Origin of the sequence: Micromonospora sp. WMMD714 (genome assembly GCF_029581315.1) — a bacterium.
In the GTDB taxonomy this organism is placed as follows: domain Bacteria; phylum Actinomycetota; class Actinomycetes; order Mycobacteriales; family Micromonosporaceae; genus Micromonospora; species Micromonospora rifamycinica.
This window is the reverse complement of record NZ_CP120744.1, coordinates 3625673-3650800: the sequence shown is the minus strand read 5'-3', so window position 1 is coordinate 3650800 and position 25128 is coordinate 3625673. Positions and strand designations below refer to the sequence as shown.

General features: G+C 75.1%; 17 protein-coding genes and 5 tRNA genes. 9 read left to right on the top strand and 13 right to left on the bottom strand.

All coding sequences use genetic code 11. The features are described from left to right. Positions 1 to 33 precede the first annotated feature (33 nt). The gene (locus O7625_RS16230; protein WP_348774017.1) at positions 34 to 2316 is read right to left on the bottom strand and encodes a heavy metal translocating P-type ATPase; all 2283 of its coding nucleotides are present in this window, start codon (positions 2314 to 2316) and stop codon (positions 34 to 36) included. A 241-nt stretch (positions 2317 to 2557) separates the two neighbouring features. On the opposite strand from O7625_RS16230, the gene O7625_RS16225 reads away from it, so the two are divergent. Next, entirely contained in the window at positions 2558 to 3568 is a 1011-nt protein-coding gene (locus tag O7625_RS16225; protein WP_282339623.1) for a nitroreductase family protein, read from the top strand. A 96-nt stretch (positions 3569 to 3664) separates the two neighbouring features. Next, the gene (locus tag O7625_RS16220) at positions 3665 to 5335 is read left to right on the top strand and encodes a GAF domain-containing sensor histidine kinase (protein ID WP_282346967.1); all 1671 of its coding nucleotides are present in this window, start codon (positions 3665 to 3667) and stop codon (positions 5333 to 5335) included. A 79-nt stretch (positions 5336 to 5414) separates the two neighbouring features. Here the strand turns inward: O7625_RS16220 and O7625_RS16215 are convergent, their stop codons facing one another. Next, complete coding sequence (locus O7625_RS16215; protein ID WP_067310092.1) at positions 5415 to 6053, bottom strand: response regulator transcription factor; 639 nt, start codon at positions 6051 to 6053, stop codon at positions 5415 to 5417. Positions 6054 to 6290: 237 nt separating this feature from the next. Here O7625_RS16215 and O7625_RS16210 point away from each other — a divergent pair, with 237 nt between their 5' ends. After that, the gene (locus O7625_RS16210) at positions 6291 to 7265 is read left to right on the top strand and encodes a nitroreductase (protein ID WP_282339621.1); all 975 of its coding nucleotides are present in this window, start codon (positions 6291 to 6293) and stop codon (positions 7263 to 7265) included. A gap of 57 nt (positions 7266 to 7322) precedes the next feature. Here O7625_RS16210 and O7625_RS16205 read toward each other — a convergent pair whose 3' ends face one another. Continuing rightward, positions 7323 to 8327, bottom strand: coding sequence for an NAD-dependent epimerase/dehydratase family protein (locus O7625_RS16205; protein ID WP_282339620.1), 1005 nt, complete (start codon positions 8325 to 8327; stop codon positions 7323 to 7325). 573 nt (positions 8328 to 8900) lie between these two features. On the opposite strand from O7625_RS16205, the gene O7625_RS16200 reads away from it, so the two are divergent. Beyond that, complete coding sequence (locus O7625_RS16200; protein ID WP_282339618.1) at positions 8901 to 9488, top strand: hypothetical protein; 588 nt, start codon at positions 8901 to 8903, stop codon at positions 9486 to 9488. 61 nt (positions 9489 to 9549) lie between these two features. On the opposite strand, the gene O7625_RS16195 is transcribed toward O7625_RS16200, so the two are convergent. The 7 genes from O7625_RS16195 to O7625_RS16165 all read right to left on the bottom strand — a co-directional run bounded on the left by O7625_RS16195 (position 9550) and on the right by O7625_RS16165 (position 14300). Beyond that, a tRNA-Val gene (locus O7625_RS16195) sits at positions 9550 to 9624 on the bottom strand. A 9-nt stretch (positions 9625 to 9633) separates the two neighbouring features. Further along, positions 9634 to 9706: transfer RNA gene (locus tag O7625_RS16190), tRNA-Gly, on the bottom strand. A 184-nt stretch (positions 9707 to 9890) separates the two neighbouring features. Next, on the bottom strand, positions 9891 to 11054 hold the full coding sequence (locus O7625_RS16185; RefSeq protein ID WP_282339617.1) for a hypothetical protein: 1164 nt from the start codon (positions 11052 to 11054) through the stop codon (positions 9891 to 9893). 296 nt (positions 11055 to 11350) lie between these two features. After that, the gene (locus O7625_RS16180) at positions 11351 to 13789 is read right to left on the bottom strand and encodes a tetratricopeptide repeat protein (RefSeq protein WP_282339615.1); all 2439 of its coding nucleotides are present in this window, start codon (positions 13787 to 13789) and stop codon (positions 11351 to 11353) included. A gap of 246 nt (positions 13790 to 14035) precedes the next feature. Next, positions 14036 to 14107, bottom strand: a tRNA-Val gene (locus O7625_RS16175). A gap of 13 nt (positions 14108 to 14120) precedes the next feature. Next, positions 14121 to 14191: transfer RNA gene (locus O7625_RS16170), tRNA-Cys, on the bottom strand. Between the two features lie 36 nt (positions 14192 to 14227). After that, positions 14228 to 14300: transfer RNA gene (locus O7625_RS16165), tRNA-Gly, on the bottom strand. A 290-nt stretch (positions 14301 to 14590) separates the two neighbouring features. On the opposite strand from O7625_RS16165, the gene O7625_RS16160 reads away from it, so the two are divergent. Both O7625_RS16160 and O7625_RS16155 read left to right on the top strand, forming a co-directional pair. Further along, entirely contained in the window at positions 14591 to 15190 is a 600-nt protein-coding gene (locus tag O7625_RS16160) for a TetR/AcrR family transcriptional regulator (protein ID WP_067315129.1), read from the top strand. Positions 15191 to 15309: 119 nt separating this feature from the next. Then, positions 15310 to 18240, top strand: a complete 2931-nt coding sequence (locus tag O7625_RS16155) for a M36 family metallopeptidase (protein WP_282339614.1) — start codon at positions 15310 to 15312, stop codon at positions 18238 to 18240. Between the two features lie 49 nt (positions 18241 to 18289). Here O7625_RS16155 and O7625_RS16150 read toward each other — a convergent pair whose 3' ends face one another. Continuing rightward, positions 18290 to 19162 (bottom strand): hypothetical protein, encoded by an 873-nt coding sequence (locus tag O7625_RS16150; protein WP_231932740.1) that lies wholly within the window; start codon positions 19160 to 19162, stop codon positions 18290 to 18292. A 186-nt stretch (positions 19163 to 19348) separates the two neighbouring features. On the opposite strand from O7625_RS16150, the gene O7625_RS16145 reads away from it, so the two are divergent. From O7625_RS16145 to O7625_RS16135, 3 genes are all read left to right on the top strand, one after another. Then, positions 19349 to 20017 carry a 50S ribosomal protein L11 methyltransferase gene (locus O7625_RS16145; protein ID WP_067315134.1) on the top strand — a complete coding sequence of 223 codons (669 nt, stop codon included), beginning with the start codon at positions 19349 to 19351 and terminating at the stop codon, positions 20015 to 20017. Positions 20018 to 20026: 9 nt separating this feature from the next. Beyond that, positions 20027 to 21199: a cytochrome P450 gene (locus O7625_RS16140; protein ID WP_282339613.1), complete on the top strand. Its 1173-nt coding sequence runs from the start codon at positions 20027 to 20029 to the stop codon at positions 21197 to 21199. A 440-nt stretch (positions 21200 to 21639) separates the two neighbouring features. Continuing rightward, positions 21640 to 23118, top strand: coding sequence for a SulP family inorganic anion transporter (locus O7625_RS16135; protein ID WP_282339612.1), 1479 nt, complete (start codon positions 21640 to 21642; stop codon positions 23116 to 23118). 29 nt (positions 23119 to 23147) lie between these two features. Here the strand turns inward: O7625_RS16135 and bioD are convergent, their stop codons facing one another. Then, positions 23148 to 23852 (bottom strand): dethiobiotin synthase, encoded by a 705-nt coding sequence (bioD, locus tag O7625_RS16130; protein ID WP_067314986.1) that lies wholly within the window; start codon positions 23850 to 23852, stop codon positions 23148 to 23150. A gap of 52 nt (positions 23853 to 23904) precedes the next feature. Next, complete coding sequence (locus O7625_RS16125) at positions 23905 to 25059, bottom strand: 8-amino-7-oxononanoate synthase (RefSeq protein ID WP_282346965.1); 1155 nt, start codon at positions 25057 to 25059, stop codon at positions 23905 to 23907. Positions 25060 to 25128: the final 69 nt, after the last annotated feature.

Genomic DNA, 25128 nt, shown 5'->3' with positions numbered 1-25128 from the left:
CCGGCCGTTGATCCGGGCCGCCCGCCGCCCGGATCAACGGCTCGGGGCCGGCGGGTCGGGGTCCAGGGCGAGGTAGTCCTCCTCTTCCTGGGCCAGGTGCAGGCGCAGCACCGCGTCCAGCCCGTACAGGCTGGCGAGCAGGTCGGGCACCTGGTCGGGGCGCAACCGCCCGTCCGCCCGGGCCAGGTGACCGCCGAGCGCGTCCACCAGCCGGTGGATCTCCACGTGTTCCCGGCTCATCGTGGACGTCACCTCCCCGCCCAGCGGGCCGGCCAACGCCGGGTAGAGCTGTTGCTCCTCGGCGCTGTCGTGCGGCAGCACCTCGTCGGTGAGCCGGCGGTGCGTGTCGCGCAGCGCCGGCAGGCACCCCTCGGCCGTCGGCCGGGTCGCCACCAGGTCGGCGGTGTCCCGTACCCGGGCGAGCACGTCCCGTACCCCGGCGTGCTGGCCCGCGTACCGGTCGAGCAGGGCACGGGTGGCCGGCGGGACGTCCGGACGACGCAGCCCGCCGCGCAGCGCCCGCAGCGCGTTGAGGATCACCAGCACGTCGATGCCCTCCTGGAGGAACGCGCCCGCCACCGGCGGCAGCCGACCGGCGGCGGCGACCAGCATCGCGGCCACCGCCAGCCCCATCCCCACGGCGGCGCTCTGCACCGCGATCCGGCGGGCGTGCCGGGCGATCTCGACGGCGTCGGCGAGCCGGTCCAACCGGTCCACGGTGATCACCGCGTCGGCGACGTCCGCCGAGGCGGTCGCCCCGGTCGCCCCCATCGCCACCCCGACGTGCGCCGCCGCCAGCGCCGGAGCGTCGTTCACCCCGTCGCCGACCATCACGGTGACCGCCCGCCCCGCCTCCTGCCGGACCCGGGCCACCTTCTGCTCCGGGGAGCACCGGGCCAGCGCCTCGTCCACCCCCACCAGCCGGGCCACCTGCTCGGCGGTACGCGGCCGGTCGCCACTGAGCAGCAGCAGCCGGGACAGCCCGGCCTCCCGCAGCCGCCGTACCGTCCGCCGGGCGTCCGGGCGGACCGGATCCTCCAGCAGGACCGCGCCGAGCGGGCCGTGGTCGTCGCTCACCCACACCGTCGACCAGCCGGCCAGCTCGGCCCGCTCCCGGGCCTGCTCCGCCCAGTCGGGCAGGTCGCCGGTGAACTGCCCGACCCGCACCGGCCGGCCGTCGACCCGGCCGCTGACCCCGCGCCCCGGTTCCTCGGTCACCTCCGTCGGCGTGGTCAGCCGCAGCCGCCGCTCGCGGGCCTGCCCCACCAGCGCCACCGCCAGCACGTGCGGGGAGAGCTGCTCCACCGACGCGGCCAGCCGCAGCACCTCGTCCCGGTCGCCGCCGGGGGCGGCCACCGTCTCCGCCGCCCGGGGGCGCCCGGCGGTCAGCGTGCCGGTCTTGTCGACCAGCAGGGTGCGGGCCCGGCCGAGCAGCTCCAGCGCGCCGCCGTCGCGCACCAGGACGCCCCGGCGGGCCGCCCGGGACAACCCGGAGACGATCGCGATCGGGGTGGCCAGCAGCAGCGGGCACGGCGTCGCCACCACCAGCACGGCGACCGCCCGGACGACCTCCCCCGACCACCACCACGCCACCCCGGCCAGCAGCAGGGTGAACGGCACGAACGCCGCCGCGTACCGGTCGGCGAGCCGGACCGTCGGCGCCCGGTGGGCGGTCGCCTCCCGCGCCAGCCGGACGATCCCCGCGTAGGTGCTGCCCGCCGCGTCCCGGGTGGCCCGCAGGCCCACGGCGGCACCCGCGTTGACCACCCCGCTGGACACCTGCTCCCCAGCGGCCCGGCCCACCAGCTGCGACTCGCCGGTCACCACCGACTCGTCGAGCGTCGCCGGGGCCGCGAGCACCCCGTCGACGGGCACCACGTCGCCCGGCCCGACCAGCAGGTCGTCCCCCACCGCGACCCGGTCCAGCGGAACCACCTCGATCCCCCCGTCCGGGGTGCGCCGCCGCGCCTGCCGGGGCGCCCGCGCCAGCAGCGCCCGCAGGTCGCGGGTCGCCCGCCCCCGGGCGTACGCCTCCAGCGCCCGGCCGGTCGCCACCATCACCGCGATCACCGCCCCGGCCAGGTACTCGGCGACCAGCAGCGCACCGGCCAGCGCCAGCACGGCGATGACGTCCACCCCGAACCGCCGCCGCCACCACTGACGCAGCACCGCCCCGACCGCCGGCACCAGCGCCCCCAGGGTCGCCGCCGCCCACACCGCGTCGGCCGGGCCGCGCCGCCCGGTCAGCCACAGCGCCGCCCCGACCAGCAACGCCCCGCCGAGCAGGGCCAGGGGCGTCCACTCGCGCCAGCGCACCGGACGCCGGTCGACCGGCCGCCGCGGAACACACTCCTGCGGTGCCGCGTCCACCTGCGGATCGTCCCAGCAGGGGGCCGGCGGGGGCCGGGAACCGGGAAACCGCAGGGCCGAAATGCCCCCGAGGGGGGACCTGCGGACCGTGCGCGGGGCCGGGTCGGCGGGCCAGGATGGAACGGTATCCCCGCCCCGGGGCCGACGGGGTGGGGCACGATGGGAAAGAGACGGAAAGGTCGTGCCGATGAGCCACCAGACGCCCGCGACGGACCGCCCGCTGACCACCGCGCTCGCGGAGGCGGCGGCGACGGCAGGTCACGCCCCCTCGGTGCACAACACGCAGCCGTGGCGCTGGCGGGTCCTGCCGGACGCCCTGGAGCTGCGGGTGGTCCGGGAACGGCAGCTCTCGGCCACCGACCCGGAGGGCCGGCTGACGGCGGTGAGCTGCGGCGCGGCCCTGCACCACGCCCGGGTGGCGCTCGCCGCCGAGGGCTGGACGGCGGTGGTCGAGCGGCTGCCCGACCCGCAGCAGCCGGACCTGCTGGCCCGGTTGACCGGCCTGACCCGTTCCGGCGGCGACCCGGAGGCGATGCGCCTGGTGCAGTGCATGCAGGTGCGGCACACCGACCGCCGGCCGGTCAGCGACGAGCCGGTGTCCGTCGGGGTGCTCGACGAGATCGTCCGCGCGGCCGACGCCGAGGGTTCCCGGTTGCAGATCCTCGACGCCGACCAGGTGATGGAGCTGGCCGCGACCGCCTCGCACGCCGGCACGGTCGAGGCGGAGGACCCGCAGACCCGCGAGGAGTTGCAGTACTGGACGCACCGGGCCGGCACCGGCACCGGCCTGCCGCCGGAGGTGCTGCCGCACGACCAGCCGCAGACCACCGTCCCGGCCCGGGACTTCGGCAGCCCCGGTGACCTGCCGGTCGGCCCGGGGCACGACAAGGCCGCCGGGTACGGGCTGCTCTACGGCGACGAGGACGAGCCGGACAGCTGGCTGCGGGCCGGCGAGGCGCTCTCCGCGCTGTGGCTCACCGCCACCCGGCACGGGGCGTCGGTGGTGCCGCTGTCCGGCGTGGTCGAGGTGGCTGGCACCCGGCAGACCCTGCGGCGCCTGCTCAGTGGGCTCGGCTACCCGTACCTGGTGCTGCGGATCGGGATCGCGGACCCGGCGCACGCCGGCCCGCCGCACACCCCGCGGCTGCCCGCCGCCCAGGTGGTCGACACCTCCGCGGTCCGCGACCAGCGGTCCTGACGATCTCGTGCCGGGCGGTCACCGGGCGGTAACATCGCCCGGGTGACCGCCAGCACGCCCACCCCCCGAAACGAACACCCGACCCCCTCGCTGGGGCTGAGCCCGTTGTCCCGGGTCCGGCTCGACGAGCTGCTCCAGGAGATGCTGGACCGGGTCGGCGACGTGGTGACCAGCCGGGAACGGCTGCGGGCGCTGCTCGACGCGGTGGTCGGCATCGGCACCGACCTCGACCTGCGCAGCACCCTGCAACGGATCGTGCAGGCCGCCTGCGAGCTGGTCGGGGCCCGCTACGGCGCGCTCGGTGTGATCGGGCCGGACCGGCTGCTGCACGACTTCATCACCCACGGCATCGACGCCGAGACGCACGCCCGGATCGGCGACCTGCCGCACGGGCGGGGGGTGCTCGGGCTGCTGATCGACGAGCCCCGCCCGGTCCGCATGCCGGACATCACCCAGCACCCCCAGTCGTACGGCTTCCCGCCGCACCACCCGCCGATGCACAGCTTCCTCGGGGTGCCGGTCCGCATCCGCGAGCAGGTCTTCGGCAACCTCTACCTGGCCGAGAAGCAGGGCGCCCCGGAGTTCACCGAGGACGACGAGGAGATCGTCGTGGCGCTGGCCGCCGCCGCCGGGGTGGCCATCGAGAACGCCCGGCTCTACGCGCTGGCCCACCGTCGGGAACGCTGGCTGGCCGCCACCGCCGAGATCACCTCGGTGCTGCTCGGCGAGGTACGCCGGACCGACGCGCTGACCCTGGTGGCCCGCCGCGCCCGCGAGGTCGCCGAGGCGGAGCTGGCGCTGGTGCTGCTCTACGACGAGGACGCCGGCCAGTTCACCGTCGAGGTGGTCGACTCCGCCGACGGGGACACCACGGCGCTGGTCGGCGCGCTCCTGCCGGCCGGCGAGACCAGCTTCGCCGGGTCGGTCACCGAACGTCGCCGGGAACTGCTCGACAACCTGGCCGAGGCGGCACCCTGGCCGGTGCCGGTGGTCGCCGGCCCGGCCGTGGTCTCCCCGCTCGCCGCCGCCGACACCCTGCACGGGGTGCTGGTGGTGGCCCACCGGCCCGACGCCGGCCGGGCCGCCGACGCCGACGTCACCCTGCTGGCCAGCTTCGCCGGTCAGGCGGCGCTGGCCATGGAGCGGGCCCGGGGCCAGGAGGAACGGGAGCTGCTGGTGGTCCTGGAGGACCGCGAACGCATCGCCCGGGACCTGCACGACGTGGTGATCCAGCGGCTGTTCGCCACCGGGCTGCAACTGCAGAGCGGCGCGATGCACGCCCGGCCCGACGTCGCCAAGCGGATCAACGCGGCCGTCGACGACCTCGACGCCACCATCCGGGACATCCGCCGCACCATCTTCGAGCTGCGTACCCCGATGAGCGCGGCGCTGCGCACCGAGATCCGGGAGGCGGTCGACGTGGCCGCCGGGTCGCTGGGTTTCCGGCCCGCCGTCGAGCTGGACGGCCCGATCGACAGCGCCGTGCCGGAGCCGGTCCGCCCCGACCTCACCGCCGTGCTCCGCGAGGCGCTGTCCAACGCGGTACGCCACGCCGAGGCCAACCGGGTCGCCGTCGCCGTCCGGGTCGACGCCGGCCGGGTCACCGTGACGGTCACCGACGACGGGGTGGGCTGCGACCCGGCCGCCGCCCGGGGTGGCCTGGTGAACCTGCGCGAACGCGCCGAGCGGCACGGCGGCGAGTTCGAGGTACGCCGGGTCGAGCCGCACGGCACCCAGCTCTGCTGGTCGGTCCCGCTGCGCGACTGATCCGGGCCGCCGGTCGGCTTCCGCTCAACCGGCCGCCACCGCCGGGCGGATCCCGCTCAGCGGCCGGCGCGGCGGTGGGTCAGTGGCGTTGGCCGAGCAGGCGGGTGGCGAGCACGGCGGCCTGGGTGCGGCGTTCCAGGCCCAGCTTGGCCAGCACACTGGAGACGTAGTTCTTCACCGTCTTCTCCGCCAGGAACATCTTGCCGGCGATTTCCCGGTTGGTCAGCCCCTCGGCCACGTACTCCAGGATGCGGCGCTCCTGCTCGGTGAGGGTCTTCAGCTCGCGCGGCTGCTCGACGCCGCTGCGGATGCGTTCCAGCACCCGGGTGGTGATCGCCGGGTCGAGCAGCGACTGCCCGGCCGCGACCCGGCGCACCGCGTCCACCAGGTCGGTGCCCCGGATCTGCTTGAGCACGTACCCCGCCGCACCTGCCATGATCGCGGCGAACAGCGCCTCGTCGTCCTCGTACGAGGTGAGGATCAACCCCTTGATCGACGAGTCCACCGCCCGCACGTCCCGGCACACGTCGATGCCGTTGCCGTCGGGCAGCCGGGCGTCGAGGATCGCCACGTCGGGCCGCAGGGCGGGAATCCGTCGGGCCGCCTCCTGGGCGGAGCCGGACTCGCCGACCACTTCGATGTCGCCGCTGCTCTGCAACAGGTCGGCGAGGCCACGGCGGACGACTTCGTGGTCGTCGAGAAGGAACACCCGGATCATCCCTCGTTTCTACCCGCCCGGACCGGCCCGCGCACGGGTCGAAGGTCCCTAACCTGGCACGTCGTACGGGAAGGGCGGCCCGGCGGGTCGGGACGTCCGGCCCTGCCCAGCCCATCCCCCGGTGACGGACCGTGGAGGGGAACCACCACCGGGAACCGGGTCGGCGTCGGCCGGCCGGGGCGACGCGTTCCCCGCTCGGGGTGGAGCGGCACGAACCGTCACGGAAGGAGCACGACCATGGGCACCGGGTACACCGAGGCGCAGCTACGGGCCGCCGCTGCGGACGCCGTCCGCGCCCCCTCCCTGCACAACACCCAGCCGTGGCGGTTCCGACTGCGCGACGGCGCGATCGAGGTCTGCGTCGACCCGACCCGCCGGCTGCCGGCCACCGACCCGAGCGGCTGGGGTACCCGGATCGCCGGTGGGGCGGCCCTGTTCAACCTGCGGCTGTCCCTGGCCGTGGCGGGCACCCCGGCGACGGTACGGCTGCGGCCCTACCCCGCCGACCCGGACGTGCTGGCCCGGCTGGTCCCGGACCTGCCGCGCCGCCCCACCCCCACCGAGCAGAGCCTGTACGCGGCCATCGGCCGCCGGTTCAGCAACCGGGCACCGTTCTGGCCCGACCCGGTGCCCGCCGACGCCCGCTGGCGGCTCGGTGAGGCGGCCCGCGCCGAGCAGTGCTGGCTGGAACTGGTGATCGGGGTGAGCGCCGTCAACGCCTTCGCCGAGATCGCCCGCAGCGCCCACCGGGTGCTCGAACGCGATCCCGCCTACCGGGCCGAACGCGCCGACTGGGTGCGTACCGAGCCCGCCCCCGACGGGGTGCCGGCCCGCGCCGGAGGCCCGCAGACCGAGCCGCAGGACCTGCTGCCGTCGCGCGGCTTCGGCGGCCTGGACCGCGCCCCCGGCCGCGACTTCGAACCGGAACCACTGGTGGCGGTGCTCGGCGCGGCCGGCAACACGGTCGTCGACCAGGTGCTCGCCGGGCAGGCGTTACAGCGGGTCCTGCTGACCGCCACCGACGCGGGGCTCGCGGTGTCGATGCTGTCGCAGCCGATCGAGGTGTCGGGGGCCCGGGAGGCGCTGCGACTGTCGCTGGGGCGTTTCGGCACGCCGCAGATGGTGATGCGGATCGGGTACGGCCAGCCGGGGGTGGCCACCCCGAGGCGGAGCGTGGACGAGGTGCTGGACGTGGCGGTGGCACCGGGCTGACGATGCCGGCCCGACGACGGGTGCCGGCGACGGCACCCGGGCGGCGGTAGCGGTGGGTCAGATCGGCCCGGCGGCGGCGAGCAGGGCGGCCTCGCGTGCCGGGTCCAGGCCGATCGTCGCCCGCACCGGTCGCCCCGCGCGCGGCGGGACCGCCCCCACCCGGTCCAGCCAACGCCAGGTATCGGCGACCGTCTCGGCCACCGGGCGGCAGGCCAGCCCCGCCGCGTACGCCCGCTCGACATCGAGCTCCTGCAACCACCGGTACTCGTGGCCCGGGGGAATCCAGACCGGCAGGTCGTTCCAGGGTTCCACCCCGGCGGCGAGGATGGGCTCCGGGTCGGTCCAGCGCAGCCGGGCGTCGGATCCGGTCGTCGCCACCACCTCACTCAGCAGCTCACCCATGGTGCTGTGCCCCGGACGGCTGACCACGTTGAACGCGCCGCCGACACCCTCGGCGGCCCGGTCCAGCGCGAAGGCCGCCAGGTCGCGGACGTCGACGTACTGCACGGGCAGTTCGGCCGGGCCGGGGGCGAGGACGTCGCCACCCCGGGCCACCCGCCGCAGCCACCACGGCAACCGGCCGACGTCCTCGCCCGGCCCGAGGATCAACCCGGCCCGCAGCAGCAGCGCACGCTCCCCGAACACCTCCGTCGCGGCCCGCTCACCGCCCGCCTTGCACCGGGCGTAGTCGTCGTCGCGGGGGTCGTCGGAGGCCGCTTCCACCACCGTCGCCTCCTCCCCCGCCCCGGCCGGCACCGGCATGGCGTAGACGGAGCAGCTGGAGACGTAGGCGTAGTGCCCGGCGGAGCGCAGTGCCCGGGCGGCGTCGCGTACCGCGCGGGGCATGCCGTCCCAGGTGTCGACCACCAGGTCCCAGTCGCCGCCGGCCAGCGCGGCCAGCCCGTCCGGCGCGGTCCGGTCACCCCGCAACCGGTGTACGCCCGGCGGAGGGTCGCCGTGTACGCCCCGGTTGAACATCGTCACCGTCCAGCCCCGGCGTACCCCTTCGGCCACGATGGCGGAGCCGACGAACCCGGTGCCGCCCAGCATCAGCAGTCTCATGCGTCCCACCCTGCCGGCCCGGGACGCCGATGGGGCGCCCTGTTCACCGGTAGCGGATCTGCCATCGGCAGAACCCGCCTCCCCGCCGGCCACCGGATCGCCGGGAAAGGTCCGGAGGACGGCTGATTTCCCGGACACCGGTATGCCGGTCAGGCATATTCATGACGCCCAGGCATGAGGCTCTCCGGGGCCACCTGACCCACCGGCCCCGCAGACCACACCGGCCCCGACGGAACCACCCGCGCCAGACGGCCCGACAGGTCCTGCTACCAGGCTCGATCCGGCGAGCACCGATGGAATGACCCGGCACCCGCGGTCGTTACACCCTCTGTACGACCGCAGCAGGACCCCAGCCCGGCAGGTCCCGCCGCCCCGGTGGAATGACCCAGGGCCGCCGGTCGTTACACCTGACTCGGCACGAGAGGCCGCCCCCCGGGCAGGCCCCGCCGCACCCCAGCACCCCACCCCCGCACGAGCGCCCGACGTGGTGCCCACGCCCCGACTCCCGCCCGTCCCCACACGGGCACCCCGGCCCCGGCCGGAGGGGCGTCGACCCCCGAAGGAGCATCCCCCATGAAGACCACCGTGCTGCGTAAGAGCGTCCTCGGTATCGCCGGTCTGGCCGTCGCCGGCGGCATCGCCGCCGGCCCGCTGAACCTCACCGACACCCCCACCATCGACACCCGGCCCGTGGCCGTGGTGCAGGCCGACAAGCCGGCGATGGACAAGCTGATCCCGCACGGTGTGCAGGGCGAGCAGTCCCGCATCGACCTCGACGACGAGCAGACCGCCAACGTCAAGGCCATCATCGCCGCGACGAAGAAGGCGGGCATGGACGAACGCGCCGCCGTGGTGTCGATCGCCACCGCTCTGCAGGAGTCGAAGCTGGAGAACCTCGGCCACCTCGGTGACCGCAACGACCACGACTCCCAGGGCCTGTTCCAGCAACGCCCCTCCTCCGGCTGGGGCACCGTCGAGCAGATCACCGACCCCGAATACGCCACCACCGCGTTCCTCAAGGGCCTCAAGCAGGTCGACGGCTGGCAGGACATGCCCCTGACCAAGGCCGCCCAGACCGTCCAGGTCTCCGCCTACCCCGACCACTACGCCCAGTGGGAACAGCAGGCCGCCGACCTCGTCACCGACCACTGGAACAGCTGACCCACCCCGCACCGTCACGACGAAGGCCCCGGCTCAGTGAGCCGGGGCCTTCGCGATGCTCTGGTGGGCGATACTGGGTTTGAACCAGTGACCTCTTCCGTGTCAAGGAAGCGCGCTCCCACTGCGCCAATCGCCCGTGGTCGAGAGCGGACGACGGGATTCGAACCCGCGACCCTCACCTTGGCAAGGTGATGCGCTACCAGCTGCGCTACGTCCGCGTGCCGCCCGGTTTCCCCGGCGACGCCCCGAACTCTACCCGATGGCAAGATCGCCCGTCCGGCGACCCCACCGCTTCGCCCCGGGCAGCGATCGCCCGGTTCATCGACGGGGTACCGCACGCCGACAGCACCTCGCCGTCCCACCCGGGACAGGACGCGCCTGCCCCGGTCGGCCACCGACCGCCTAGCGGTACAGGGTCAGCGAGACGTTCGCGCCGTACTGGATCGGGTAGTCGAGCGGTATCGGCAGGATCTCCCCCAACGGCGGCGGCGGGGGAGGCGGCGGACGCCGCCACCACCAGAGCAGCCACCACCAGAGGTCGTTGCCGCACCAACCCGCGTAGACGTAGTCCCCGACGGTGAGCACCGAGATCGACCCACCCGGCTTGGCGAACGCGGGGCCGGTGACGACGTACGCCTGCCACCCGCCGGCCGCGTTGGTCACGATCCGCACCGCACCGGCGGCGTCGGCGAAGTACACCCCGGTCGGGCCGTCGACGGGGCGGGTCGCGGCGAGCGCGGCGCCCACCGGCACCACGCCGACGTCGGACACGGCCACCCGGTTCCACGGGGCGGGCGGTCCACCGCTGGCCGGGCTGACCTGCCAGAGCCGGCCGTCCAACCCGGCGTAGTAGGCCTGCACACCGCCACCGGCCAACGAGGCCACCCCACTGCCGGCCGCCGCGACACCGGACGGGCCGACGGACGACGTCTGCCAGGTGCCGCCCGTCCGGGCGAGGTGACGCAGCCCGCCGTCGGTGCCGACGAAGAACGCGCCCGGCCCGCTGGACTGCCACGACCCGGCGAGTACCGCGCCCGGCGGGGCGACGCCGGGCACCGAGACGCGCTGCGGACCGGCACCGGGGCGTACCACCCGCGAGTACGAGGTGCTGTAGACGGCGCCGTCGACGCCGACGAAGAAGACGTACACGTAGCCGTCCGGGGCGGTGAACGCGGTCAGCCGGGCCCCGGGCGGGGCGAGGTTGCCCGCCCCGTCGCGGTAGACGGTGATGGTGGAGGTCGCCGAGCTGGTCACGGCGGCGACCAGGCCACCCTGGGTGCCGACGGTGAACACGGCGGTGTTCCCGTCGGGCTGTCGGACGGCGCTGACGTCGGCGCCGGGCGGGGCGACCGCCGTGGGACCGAACGGGCTGACTCCGGTCGACGACGTCAGGTAGAGGCGGCCGTCCAGGCCGACGGTGAAGCCGACGACCTGCGACGCCGCCGCCTGTGCGGTCGACGGGGGCGGGGCGGCCTGCGCGGGTGGCACACCGGCGGCGGTGGCGACGAGCGCCAGCGCCACCCCGGCCGCCGCCGCGCGGAGGCGTCCGATTCTGTGGGGGATCACGGTTGTCCTTTCGGTCGACAGGGAACCACGGAACAACAGGCTCGCCAACCGACAGCAGATCGGACAACGACTCCGGAGAAATTGACAGTCATCAGTAAATTGTCGTCGACGTTATTGACCCGGAGCGTAAAGAAATGCAGTAAAGGTCTTCTGAGCTGGCACGACGTCCGCAGTCGCGCACACTTTCCGGGCTTTTCCCGGATGCCGCCGACGGCCTGACTCCCGCCACCTGCAACAATTGTTTCCGGCCCTTCCGGAGCGTCCGGGAAATCACCGGACAGTGGATTCCCGGGAGACTATCGTGGGGCGGGTGGCGGCCCGTCGAGCCGGCCACGCACCAGGGCGGCGTCCGGGTGGCCGAGCCGGTCGAGCACGTCGAGGGCCTGCGCCCAGGCGACCCGGGCGGCGGCGGGCGCGGCTGCGGCCCGGTGACTGTCACCGAGATGCATCAGCGTGACGGACTCGTAGTACCGTTCGCCGGCCTCCCGCCACAGCGCGAGCGCGTGCGTGTAGCAGTCGACGGCGTCGCCGTGCCGGCCGAGCTGGTGGTGCGCGAAGCCGAGGCTGTCCCAGGCGTGCGCCTCCCAGTACCGGTTCCCGGCCTGCTGCTGCTGCACCAGCGCCCGCCCGCAGTAGTCCAGCGCGCGGAGGTGGTCGCCGAGCTGGATGTGGTACCAGCCGATGTTGTTGAGCGCGTTGGCCTGCCCCTGCGCGTGCCCGGCGTCCTCGAACAGGCGGTGCGCCCGCTGTGCGTGCTCGAGCGCCCGCCGGTGGTCGCCCTGGCGCTCCGCGAGGATGCCGAGGTTCAGCTCGGTACGGCCACCGCCGACCCCGTCGCCGAGTTCGGCGTACAGGTGTCGGGACCGCTCCAGGTGGTCGCGGGCCTCGTCGTACGCGCCGAGACGCAGGCAGGCGACGGCCCGGTTGCGGTGGGCGCGGGCCTGGCCGTCCCGGTCGCCGGCCGCGGTGGCGGCCCGCAGCGCCCACTCCTGGGCGCGGGACTGGTCCGGCCAGGCGCCCACCCGGTCGAGGTAGGTGTTCACACTCCACGCCAACTGCCAGGCGTGGGTGGGCAAGCCGTTCTCGGCGGCCAGGCCGATCGCGGCGAGCAGCGCCCGGTGTTCGGCGGCGAGCCACGCCCAGGCTTCGTCCCGGTCGGCCGGCACCAGCACCGCCGTCCCGGGTTGCGCCGCCGGCAGGTCGATGTCGTCGCGGTGCCGGTGCAGCAGCAGAGCAGCCGCGTACGCGGTGTGCAGGTAGTGGTCGACCAGCCGGCGCAGCGCCGCGTCCCGGAGCGCGGCGGAGTCGGTGGCCACAGCCAGCTCGACGGCGTACGCCCGCAGCAGGTCGTGCAGGGTGTACCGGCCGGGGGTGTGTTCGCTGAGCAGGTTCGCCCGGGTCAGCACCGCCAGCGGCCGGCGTACCTCGGCCGGCGCGACGGCGGCCAGGCTGGCGGCTGCCGCGACGGACACGCCGGGGCCGGGATGCGTCCCGAGCACCCGGAACAGCCCGGCCGCCACCGGATCCAGACCCCGGTACGACCAGGACAGCACCGCCCGCACGTCGACGTCGGTCTCCCCGCCGCTGAAGGCGTCGAGGGCACCCCGGGTGGCGGTCAGCTCGGCGGCGAGCCGGGCGAGCGGGAAGTCCGGGTAGGTGGCGGCCCGCGCCGCCACGATCGCCAGCGCCAACGGCAACCCCGCCGCCGCGGCGACGATCCGGTCCACCGCCGCCGGCTCCGCCGCGACCCGGTCCGCACCCAGCCGGCGGGTCAGCAGCTCACGCCCCTCCGTCGGGGACAGCACGTCCAACGGGAGCGGGCGGGCACCCTCGGCGGTGACCAGCCCCGGGAGCTGGCTGCGGCTGGTCACCAGGACCAGGCAGCCGGGTGAGCTGGGCAGCAGCGGCCGCACCTGGTCGGCGTCGCGGGCGTTGTCCAGCAGCACCAGCATCCGCCGGTCGGCGAGCAGGCTGCGGTACAGCGCCGCCTGCGCCGCCAACCCGACGGGGATGCGTTCCGGGGGTACCGCGAGGGCCTCCAGGAAACCGGCGACCGCCTCGGCCGGGCTCAGTGCCGGCGACTCGGGGTCGTAGCCGCGCAGGTTGACGTAGAGCTGCCCGTCCGGGAACCGGTCGGCGACCCGGTGTGCCCAGTGCACGGCGAGGGCGGTCTTGCCCACTCCGGCCGTACCGCCGACGGTGGAGATCGGCACCGTGCCCGGCGGGCCGGGCGGCTCGGCGAGCAGCGCGGTCAGGGCGGCGAGCGGGGCGGTCCGCCCCGCGAAGTGCCGTACCGCCGCCGGTAGCTGGCGGGGCACGAGCGCAGCCGGGGTCTGCTCGGCCGGGGCCGCCGGCGGGGAGCCGACACGCGCCCGGCGACCTCGTTCGGCGCGGGCAGCGGCGGCGAGGCGTTCGTCGGCCCGCGCCGCGTCCGCCGCCCCCAGCATCCGCCAGTGCGCCGTCTCCCACCCGGCCGGGTCGGTCAGCTCGGCGGGCAGCCGGATGCCGGCCTGTTCGGCGTACGCGACGCAGGCCCCCAGGTAGTCGACGACGAAGTCCCAGTCCGGCAGCGACTTGGCGTTGAGCTTGTCGCTGAGGGTGGAGCGGGCCAGTGGCCTGCCCCGGCGGGCGGCGACCGCGACCAGCGTGTTCAGCGACGGGGCGCCGGCGCGCTGTCGCAGCCGCCGCAGCTCGTCGGCGAACGCGAGCAGCGCCTCCCGACCGGTCTCCCCCATGCCCCACCCACCCGGCGTCGCGACGTCCCTCGGCAGAGTCGGAGCCAGGATAGGCATCGCATCGACGCAGAGCGATCATCTCCCATCAGCCGGGAGGACCGCCCGGACGGGCGGGGTGCCGGCTCCCCGGTCACGCCAGAGGCGCCGATCCTCGGCCGGCGACGCGGTGGACGGGGAAAGACGAGGTGGACCGAGGAAAGCAGTAGGGCCACCTCCCGATCTCGGGAGGTGGCCCTACTGACCGTGTGGGCGATACTGGGTTTGAACCAGTGACCTCTTCCGTGTCAAGGAAGCGCGCTCCCACTGCGCCAATCGCCCGTGCTTGTTACCGAGGTGGGGACGGGATTTGAACCCGCGTACACGGCTTTGCAGGCCGTTGCCTCGCCTCTCGGCCACCCCACCGAGGTTGCCCCCGTCAAATACGTGGCGGCAGCTCCGAGCGGACGACGGGATTCGAACCCGCGACCCTCACCTTGGCAAGGTGATGCGCTACCAGCTGCGCTACGTCCGCGTGCCCCCGGGCTCACCCGGTGACGGATGGAAACTCTAGCCGAGCGGTCGGACCGATGCCAACTCGGGCCGCCCGACGGCGCGTCCGGCCCACGCGCGGGTGCGCGCCGCCACCGCCCGTAGAGCATCCTAGGAGGTTGGGTCGCCAGTCCGGGCCGCGTCCGCCGGCCCCGGTCGTGGTGGGACACTCCCGACGCGCCGACGGCGTGCTGTCCGGCTTCCGACTCCGACCTGCCCGATCGGGCGGCTCGGTAACTCCCTGTGCTCGTGTTGATAGGTTACCGTAGCGGCGTGACGAGACGTGCCGCCGCCGATGTCCGCCTGGATTCCCTGCTGCGCACCGCGTGTGACGTGATCGTCGAGCGTGGACTCGCCAACACCCGCACCGCCGACGTGGCCGCCGCCGCCGGAGTCAGCCAGGCACTGGTCTTCTACCACTTCGCCACCAAGGAACGGCTGCTCGCCCAGGCCTTCGCGTACGCCGTCGAGCAGGAGCTGGCCCGGCTCGACGCGGTGCTCCGCGCCACCACCCCGCCGCTGACCAAGCTCCGGCGCATCCTGCGCCTCTACACCCCCACCGGCCGCCCCTGGACGATGTGGATCGACGGCTGGGCCGAGTCGCTGCGCACCCCGGAACTGGAGAAGGTCTGTCGCCGGCTCGACCTGCGCTGGCGACAGGACCTGGCAGCGGTGATCTCGGCCGGGGTGGCCGACGGGACCTTCGACTGCGCCGACCCGGCCGGGGCCGCCTGGCGGATCAACGCAGTGATGGACGGGCTCGCCGTTCAGCTCGCCGTCCACCAGCGGGTCATCTCCCGTCGGCAGTTCGGTGAGTGGATCCGGCTGGTCACCGCCCGGGAACTGGGCCTCGACCCGGTCCAGCTCGTCTGAGTCGGGCACCCCGCGGCCATTGCCTCCGTCGGGCCGGCCTGGTAGTCACGTATTCGCATGCGTACCCACGCCTGCCTCGGGCCGGCGTCGCGCCGGTCCCGCTCCCACAAGGAGGTTCCGTGCCCAGACCGGAGTGGACACCCCGAACGAGCCGGCTGCGACGCCGGCTCGTTCCCGTATTGGCGACCACCGCCGTGGTCGCCGCCCTGCTGCCCGGCGGGGGCACCGCCACGGCCGCACCGGGCGGCACCCCGGCCCCGGCCCCGGGCCGCTCCGGCTCGTTCGCCGACGACCGCCACCAGGCCGCCGACGTCGACAACCGCACCGGCACCGCCACCCCCGACGCCCGCCAGCGCGGCCTGGCCCGGGCCGCCGACGTCCCGGTGCGGTGGAACCGGTTCGGCACCCCGCACGCGCTCGGCCCGGCCCGGCTCGCCACCGGCCTGCCGGCCGACCCGGAGACCGCCGCCCGGCGCTACCTCACCACGCAACGTGACCTGTTCGGGCTGGATGCCGACGCGGTGACCACACTGGACCGGGTGCTGGTCCGGCGGATCGGCGACGGGGCGGTGGTCACCCTGCGGCAACGCTTCGGGGATCTGCCCGCCGGCCACGACGGCCTGGTGACCGTGGCGGTCGCCGACGGCACCGTGCTCTCGGTCAGCTCCTCGCTCTCCCGCGACTCCTCGGCCCCCGCCCCGGCCACCCGCACCGCCGAGCAGGCGTACGCCGCCGCCCTCGCCGACGCCGGCCTGGACGCCGCCGGGGTGGCCAGCCACCGGGTGCGCCAGGTCGCCGTGCCCACCCCGGTCGACGGCAACCGGGCCGCGTACGAGGTGACCCTGATCGGCCGGGACGGCGACCATCCGGCCGCCTTCACCACCTACGTCGACGGGATCAGCGGGGCGGTGCTGGTCCGCGAGGACCTGGTCGACTTCGACTCCGACAACCCGAGCTGGGCGGTCTACCCGGCCACCCCGCCGCAGGACCTCGCCCCCGGGGAGGACCCCCGGGTCCGCTGGTGCGCCAGCCCCGCACCCGACTGCGTCGCCGCCTTCAGCGACCCGGCGAGCGGGCAGCCCTGGGACGTCGACCTGGCCACCGGGACGCCCACCGGCACCACCCGGGGCAACTCCGCCAACACGGTGGTCTCCTGGGGCGCCGGCAGCCCCATGGTCAACGCCCCCGACCGCCCGGACCGGCGGTACGAGTACCCGTTCACCGACCAGTGGCACCAGTCCCGCTGCAACCCGGCGGCGTTCACCTCCGCCCAGCGCAACGACGCCGACGCCGCCACCGCCAACCTGTTCGCCATGCACAACCGGATGCACGACTGGGCCTGGCACCTCGGCTTCACCGAGGCCACCTGGAACCTCCAGGCGGTCAACGTCAGCGGCGCCGGCCTCGGCTCCGACGCCGAGCAGGGGCGGGCCCAGCAGGGCGCGCTGAGCGGCAACCGGAACAACGCCAACCAGTCCACCCCGCGCGACGGGCTGCCGCCGAGCACCAACATGTACCTGTGGCAGCCGCAGGCCGGTGGGCCGTACCCGCCGTGCGTCGACGGTGACTACGACATGACGGTGATCGGCCACGAGTACACCCACGCGATCACCAACCGGATGATCGCCGGCCCGGACACCGGGATCGGCGGACACCAGGGCGGGGCGATGGGCGAGTCGTGGAGCGACCTGCTCGCCGCCGAGTACCTCTACGAACACGGGCTGCGCGCCCCCGGCGAGACGCCCTTCGTCACCGGCGGTTACGTCACCGGCAACCTGGTCAGCGGCATCCGCAACTACGACCTGAGCCGCAGCCCGCTCAACTACTCCGACGTCGGCTACAACACCGGCGGCCCGGCGGTGCACGCCGACGGGGAGATCTGGGGCGCGACCAACTTCCGGATCCGCGCCGCCCTGGTCAAGAAGTACGGCCTGGGCACCCCGGCACGGCAGCTCGACTGCGCCCAGGGCCGGGTGGCCGCCGACAACTGCCCGGGCAACCGGCGCTGGGTACAGCTGGTCTTCGACTCGTTCCTGCTCCAGGCGGCCAGCCAGGTCAGCATGCTGGACATGCGGGACAACCTGCTCACCGCCGACCGGCTGCGCTTCGGCGGGGCCAACCAGGAGCTGATCTGGGCCGAGTTCGCCCGCTCCGGGATGGGCCGGGACGCCGCCACCGTCGGCGCGGCCGACACCGACCCGACGCCCAGCTTCGCCAGCCCGGCCGGGGGCAACGCCACGCTGACCCTGCGCACCCGGGGCGACAGCACGGACGCCCCGGTCCGACTCTACGTCGGCGACTACGAGGCGCGGGCCACCCCGGTCGCCGACACCGACCCGGCCACCCCGCTACCGGCCACCTTCGAGGCCGTCGCCGGGACGTACCAGGTGCTGGCGGTCGCCCCGGGCTTCGGCCACCAGCGCCTCGAGGTGGTCGCCAAGGCCGGCCAGCAGGGGTACGTCGACCTGCGGCTCAGCCGCAACCTGGCGTCCACCGCGTCGGGGGCGACGATCGCCGGTGACGGGGTGAACCTCGACCGGATCGGTGACGACACCGAGGCCACCAACTGGGCGTCGCTGACCGGGGTCGCCGGCAGACAGGTCACCGTGACCCTGCCCGGCGGCACGCCGCAGCCGGTGCAACGGGTCAACGTCAGCGCGATGCTCCGCCCGGCGATCACCGGGGACGCCGACCCCGGTGCGCAGAACGCGCTGAGCGCGCTGCGGTCGTTCGCGGTGTCCACGTGCAACGCGACCACCACCGACTGTGCCGACCCGACCCGCTGGACCCGGATCTACACCAGCGCCGACGACGCGTTCCCGGGCGGGAGGTACCGGGCCTACAGCCGGGACATCATCCTGCGGTCGTTCCGGGTGTCCAGCACCGTCGCCACCCATGTCCGGCTGGAGGTGCTGGCCAGTCAGTGCACCGGCGGGCCGGCGTACGCCGGCGAGCAGGACGACGACCCGGCGACCCGGACCGACTGCGCGACCGCCAGCCCGGCGCGTGACCAGGTGCGGATCGCCGAGTTCCAGGTGTTCGGGAAGTGAAACCCGCCGGGGCCGGGTGGTGGCGCCACCCGGCCCCGGCGGCCCCCGATCACCGTCGGACGGTGGTCCAGCGGACCGGGCGACGGACCGGACGGTCGTCGCCGCCCTCCACCCCGTCGGCCGCGGTCCGGGTGAGCTGCCGCAACCGCATCAGCAGGCCGACGCCGAGGAAGAGCAGCAGCCCGCCGAGCAGGAAGGCCGCCTGCACCACCCCGAAGCCGCCGCTCTGGTTGGCCGACCGGTTCGCCGCGGCCGGTGGCGGCACCTCGGCGAGGGCCTCCTCGGTCGGCTCGGCCTCCTCCGTCGGCTCCAGCACCTCCTCGGTCGGCTCCGGCGACGCGGTGGTCGGCTCGGGTGCCGCCGTGGTGGGCGGTGGCGCGGTGCCGACGACCTGCCGGGTGGCGCTCTGCCGGGCGAGCAGCCGCAGGTTCGGGTCGTACGCCTCGGCGGCCATGGTGATCCGGCCGCGGGTGACGTCCTCGGCGAAGGCCACCCGGTAGGTGGCGGTCACCGTGCGGTCCGGGCAGAGGGTGCCCGGGTCGAGCTGCCGGTCGGTCAGCCGGGCCACCGCACCCTCGGTCCGGATCTCCAACGGGAACGACCCGGTCTCCTCCACCCGGTCCATCTTGACCTGGTCCAGTCGCAGCCCCTGCACCGAGAGCACCATCGACCAGCGGACCTTCACACACCCGCCGTTGCCCTTGCGGGACACCACCGCCGAGACCGTTCGTACCTGGTCACCGGCGGTGAACTCGTCCGGCAGGCCACTCAGCTCGGTGGCGAAGCGGTCCGCCGCCGAAGCCGGTGCCGGCCCGGCGAGCCCTGTCCCCGTGAGGCAGGCCAGCACCGCCCCGACCCGTAGCGCGTTCCGCCACACCATCACCACCGCCTCGTCCTCCCGTCGGTCTTGTCCACTCGCCACGCTATGAGGAGGATGGGGAAGCCGGTAGACGGGCGTGTTCGCGCCGATCGGCAAGTGCGGGGCGGGTTAACACCGACAGTGGTGAACCGGTCACGCCCTCCCCACGACACGCCGGGAACCGGTGTGGGGAAGCACCCGTCCGCGGGTGGTGCGGGGGTGCCGGCCGGCGACTGACATCCTGGGCGGGTGTCCGAACTCTCCGCGGCCTTCGTCCGGCTGCACGCCCGGCTCACCCCGGTCGCCTTCGTCCCCGAGGTGCGGTTGCACCAGGCCGACGAGCCGATCGGCCTGTGGGAACTGACCGAGGGCGAGTTCCGCAGCGCCCAGCCGCCGCCGTTCTGGGCGTTCGCCTGGGCCGGCGGGCAGGGGCTGGCCCGCTATGTCAGCGACCATCCGGAGGTGGTCGCCGGCCGCCGGGTGCTCGACCTCGCGTCCGGCTCCGGCCTGGTCGCCATCGCCGCCGCGAAGGCCGGCGCGGCGGCCGTCCGGGCGGTGGAGATCGACGAGCGGGCCGTCGCCGCCGTCGCCCTCAACGCCGAGGCCAACGGGGTACGCGTCGACGCCGAGCTGGCCGACGTCCTCGACGCCGACGCCGGGGACGCCGAGGTGCTGCTCGCCGGGGACGTCTTCTACAGCGAGGCGATGGCCCGGCGGGTGCTGCGTTTCCTGCTGCGGGCCGCCCGGTCCGGTGCCCGGGTGCTGGTCGGCGACCCGGGCCGGGCGTTCCTGCCCCGGGAACGCTTCCGCGAGCTGGCCGCCTACGACGTGCCGGTGCCGGTGGCGCTGGAGAGCGTACGGGTGAAGCGCACCACGGTCTGGGAGCTGGATCCCGCCCCGCCGGGGGCCGCCCGCTAGCGTGTCCGGGTGCTGTTCCGGGGTTGGGAGGCGTCCGACGTCGAACCCTGGCCGGACGTGGCCACGGTGGTCGACCGGGTCGGCGGCGCCCACCTGGTGGTGACCCGGCACGCGCTGGTCCGGCAGGTGCTCGCCGACCCGGTGACCTGGCGGCCCGACAATGCCCTGGACGCGGTGACCCCGATCCCGGTGGCCGCGTTGCGGGTGCTCACCGGGCACCGGTTCCGGTTGCCGCCGACGCTGGCGAACAACGCCGGCCCCAGCCATCCGGAGATCCGCTCGATCGTCGCCGAGGCGCTGCACCCGACCCGGGTGGCCGCCCAGCGGCCGTGGCTGACCGCGCTGGTCCGGGAGCGGACCGCCGGCATCACCGCCGCCCTGGCCCGTGGGGAACCGGTCGACCTGCACGCCCGGCTCGCCGCCGACCTGCCGCTGCTGGCGCTGGCCCGGCTGGTCGAACTGCCGGACGCCCCGGTGAGCGCGGTGAAGGCCTTCGCCCGGGCCGCGCTGGAACTGTTCTGGGCACCCCTGGACGCCGACCGCCAGCAGGCCCTGGCCGCCGAGGTGGGCCGGTTCCACGCGGTGCTGCGGGAGTTCGCCGGTGCCGGCGGCGGGTTGGCCGCCCGGCTACGCGCCGCCGGGCACTCCCCGGACGTGGTGGTCGGGGCGCTGTTCTTCCTGCTGGTCGCCGGCCAGGAGACCACCAGTCAGTTCCTCACCCTGCTACTGCACCGGCTCACCGGCGAACCCGCGGTACGCGCCGGGTTGCGGGCCGGCACCATGGCCGTCGCCGACGTCGTGGAGGAGGGCCTGCGGCTGGAACCGCCGATCGTCACCTGGCGACGGATGGCCGCCACCGACACCACGCTGGGCGGCACACCGGTGCCGGCGGGCAGCTCGGCGCTGCTGTGGCTGGCCCGCGCCGGCCGCGATCCCGAGCTGGTGGCCGACCCGGCCGGGTTCCGCCCCGGGCAGCGCGGGTCGCGCCGGCACCTGGCCTTCGGGGCGGGGGCGCACCGCTGCGTGGGCGCGCAGTTGGCCCGGCTGGAGGCGGCGGTGGTGGTCACCGAGGCGGCACCGCTGCTGGACGAGGTGACGGTGGTCCGCGCGCCGTGGTGCCCGGACAACCTCACCTTCCGGATGCCGGACGCGTTCGTGGTGCGCCGCACCCGCCTGCCCTGAGCCCCGGCCCGCGTCCCGGACGCGTTCGTGGTGCGCCGCACCCGCCCCGAGCCCTGGGGCGGTGGGCCGGTTGCGACGGCGGGTGTCCCGTCGATTGCTCCCCGGTCTGCCGACGTCCGCCAATCGCCCCGCCACCTGCCCGGACAGGCGTAACCGCTGCTCACCCCCGAGGGTTGAACCCGACGTGACGCCCCGCGCCACACCACCCGGGAGGTCAGCGTGCACCCCAACCCAACCCCCCGTTCCCCCCGTTCCCCCAGCCCTCTCCCCTCCCTCCCCCCTCCACCCCCGCCCTCCCAAGTTGATCAAGAGGTTTTGGTCAGATCAAAGATCAACAGTGGCCTAAACCTCTTGATCACCGGGGCGAGCCGGGCGGGGGCGAGCCGGGTGGGGGCGAGTGGGGCGGGGGGTGGGTCGTGGGGGTGGGGGTGAGGTGGGCGGTGGTTCGGGCCGACCTGCCGGCGTCGCTCGTGGTGTTCCTCGTGGCGTTGCCGCTCTGCGTCGGGATCGCCGTCGCCTCCGGCGTACCGGTCGAACTCGGCCTGGTCACGGGGGTGGTCGGCGGGCTGGTGGTGGGGCTGATGCCGGGCAGCAGTCTCCAGGTCAGCGGGCCGGCGGCGGGGCTGACCGTGCTGGTCGCCGAGGCGGTGGAACGCTACGGTCTGGCCGGTCTCGGGACCATCGTGCTGGTCGCCGGTCTGCTCCAGATCGGGCTGGGCCTGCTGCGGCTCGGCCGGTGGTTCCGGGCCATCACGGTGGCCGTGGTGCACGGCATGCTCACCGGGATCGGTCTGCTGCTGGTCGCCGGCCAGCTCCACGTCCTGGCCGGTGCGGACACGCCGCCGACCGGGATCGCCGGCCTCACCGGGCTGCCGGCCGTGGTCGGTGCCGTCACCGGCTCCGGTACGGCACGGGTGTCCCTCGCCGTCGGTGCGGCCACGCTCGTACTCATGCTGCTCTGGGACAGCATGCCGCGCCGGCCGGGACTGGTCCCCGGGGCGTTGGTCGCCGTGGTCGCCGCGGCCGGGGTGAGCGCCGTCCTACGGCTGCCGGTCGACAGGATCGAGGTGGCGGGGCTGCTCGCGGCGATCGAGCCGTCGTTCGGGCACTGGACGGCCCTCACCGATCCGGGGCTGCTCGCCACCATCGTCACGTTCGCGCTGGTCGCCTCGGCGGAGAGTCTGTTCAGCGCGGCGGCGATCGACCGGATGCACGACGGTCCGCGCACCGACTTCGACCGGGAACTCGTCGCCCAGGGCACCGGCAACACCGTCTGCGGCCTGCTCGGTGCGTTGCCGATGACCGCCGTCATCGTGCGCAGCTCCGCCAACGTGCGGGCCGGCGCGCGGACGAAGGCCTCCCGGGTGCTGCACGGGGTGTGGCTACTCCTCTTCGTCGCCGCCGTACCCGGGCTGGTCGGGCTGATCCCGATGCCGGCGCTCGCCGCCGTGCTGGTGCACGCCGGGTGCAAGCTGCTGCCGTGGCGGGTCCTGCCCGAGCTGTGGCGGGAGCACCGGGGCGAGGCGGTGGTGCTGGTGGTGACCGCCGCCGCGATCCTCGGCACCGACCTGTTCACCGGCGTCCTCGTCGGCCTCGGGCTGGCGGTGGCGAAGACCGCCTGGGAGACGTCCCACGTGCGGGTCACCGTCCACGACGACACCGACCCGGTGCACGTGGCGATCAGCGGGAACGCCACGTTCCTGCGGTTGCCCACCATCCTCACCACGCTCGACGGGCTGCCCGACGACCGGAGGGTACGGCTGGACCTGGGTGGCCTGCGGCACGTCGACCACGCCTGCCGGGCCGCCCTGGACACCTGGATCGAGACACAGAACCGCAACGCCGACGTCGGCGTGCAGGTGGTCACCCCCCGGCCGGCTCCGGACGACCGGCCCCGACCGGTACCGGCCGCCGACTGAGGTCGTCCAGCGACGCGGCAGGGGAACGCTCAGCCGGCGTCCTCGGCCCAGGCCCGCCAGTCGTCGAGCACCCCGTGCAGGTCGGGGGTGAGCCAGCCCGGGGCTGACCGGCGGAAGACCCCCGGGTCCATCGCCCCGGCACCGGTCGGCAACGCGCCGAGCAGGTTCGGCACCAGCTCGGTCAGGTTCGCCCAGTGCACCAGCTGCGGCTCCGCCGGCCAGGCGCCGATCACCACCCCGGCGGGGACGGCCCGACGTTCCAACGCCTCCATGGTCAGCGCGGTGTGGTTGAGGGTGCCGAGGCCGGCGCGGGCCACCACCACCGCCGGCGCGCCCAGCGACACCGCCAGATCGGCGACGGTCCACGCCTCCCCCGACGGCCGCAGCCCCATCGGCACCAGCAGCCCGCCGGCCCCCTCGACGAGCACCAGGTCGTGCTTGTCGACCTCGGCCCGGATCGCGTCGACGGCGGTGTACAGCTCCAGCGGCTCCAGCCCGGCGACCCGGGCCGCGGCGAGCGGGGCGAGCGGGTCCGGGTAGCTGGCCAGGGTGCGGCCGGTCAGCGGGGCGGCCAGGCGGGTCACCGCGTCGACGTCGCCGGGATCACCGGTCGCCGTACCCGTCTGGCCCGGTTTGACCACCGCGACCCGCAGCCCGGCGGCCTGCGCGGCGGCGGTGATCGCCGCCGTCACCACCGTCTTGCCGACCTCGGTGTCGGTCCCGGTGACCAGCACCGCGCCCTTCCACCCGCTCACGGGGTCACCCGACCCGGGGCGTCGGTCACGCTCACGGCAGCACCTCCGGCTGCGGGGCACACTCCACGATGGTCTCCAGGGCCTGCGCGAAGGCCTCCCGGGTCACCCCGGCCGAGAGGGTGAGCCGGAGCCGGGAGCGGTGGTCCGGGGTGGACGGCGGGCGGAAGCAGCCGACCGCGACCCCCCGTTCCCGGCAGGCGTCGGCCCAGGCGGTGGCGGCCTCCGGGCCGGGGGCGGTCACCGACACCACCGCGGCGTCGGGGATGGAGACGGTCAGCCCGGCCGCGCCGAGGCGACGTACCGCGTACCGGGCCCGGTCGGCCAGCTCGGCGCGCAGGTCGTCGGCGGCCCGGGCCAGTGCCACGGCGGCCCGGACCCCGGCGGCGACCGCGGGCGGCGGTGCAGTGTCGAAGATGAAGGTCCGCCCGGTCTCCACCAGGTGCCGGACGAACTCGGCGGGAGCGGCGACCACCCCGCCGGCACCGCCGAGCGCCTTGGACAGGGTGGCGGTGACCACCACGTCCGGCGCACCGGCGAGCCCGGCGGCGGCCACCGCGCCGGCACCGGCCGGGCCGGTGACGCCGAGCCCGTGCGCGTCGTCGACCAGCAGCAGCGCGCCGTGCCGTCGGGCGACGGCGTGCAGCCGGGCCAGCGGGGCGAGGTCGCCGTCGACGGAGAAGACCGACTCGGTGACCACCACCGCGGGGCGACCCGGCGCGGCGGCGAGCGCGGCGGCCACCGCGTCGACGTCGGCGTGCGCGGTGACCACCGTCTCCGCGCCGGAGATCCGGCAGCCGTCGATCAGCGAGGCGTGGTTGTGGGCGTCGGAGACGAGCAGGGTACGCGGGGAGACCAGGCCCCGGACGGCGGCCAGGTTGGCCAGGTAGCCCGAGGAGAAGACCAGCGCCCGTTCGACGCCCAGCCAGTCGGCCAGCTCGTCCTCCAGCGCGTGGTGGGGGTCGGTGGAACCGCGGACCAGGCGGGAGCCGGTGGCCCCCAACCCGTAGCCGGAGAGTGCCCCGGCGGCGGCGGCCACCACCGCGGGGTGGGTGGCCAGGCCCAGGTAGTCGTTGCCGGCCAAGTCGACCATCGGATCACCGGCGGCGCGGGGGCGCAGGGTACGGGTGAGCCCCGCCTTCGCCCGCAGCTCGGCGCGGCGGTCCAGGGCCGCCAGCCAGTCCGCCACCGTCATCGCCTCCGTCCACCACTCGTGCCGCCCACCCGGCCGGGTGCGCCACCGTCGGCCGAGCGCCCG

Coding starts and splice junctions, on each gene's coding strand:
- O7625_RS16205 (WP_282339620.1), bottom strand. CDS start 8,327: ATGAGACTGCTGATGCTGGGCGGCACCGGGTTCGTCGGCTCCGCCATC.
- O7625_RS16180 (WP_282339615.1), bottom strand. CDS start 13,789: ATGGGGGAGACCGGTCGGGAGGCGCTGCTCGCGTTCGCCGACGAGCTG.
- O7625_RS16210 (WP_282339621.1), top strand. CDS start 6,291: ATGGGCACCGGGTACACCGAGGCGCAGCTACGGGCCGCCGCTGCGGAC.
- O7625_RS16200 (WP_282339618.1), top strand. CDS start 8,901: ATGAAGACCACCGTGCTGCGTAAGAGCGTCCTCGGTATCGCCGGTCTG.
- O7625_RS16215 (WP_067310092.1), bottom strand. CDS start 6,053: ATGATCCGGGTGTTCCTTCTCGACGACCACGAAGTCGTCCGCCGTGGC.
- O7625_RS16225 (WP_282339623.1), top strand. CDS start 2,558: ATGAGCCACCAGACGCCCGCGACGGACCGCCCGCTGACCACCGCGCTC.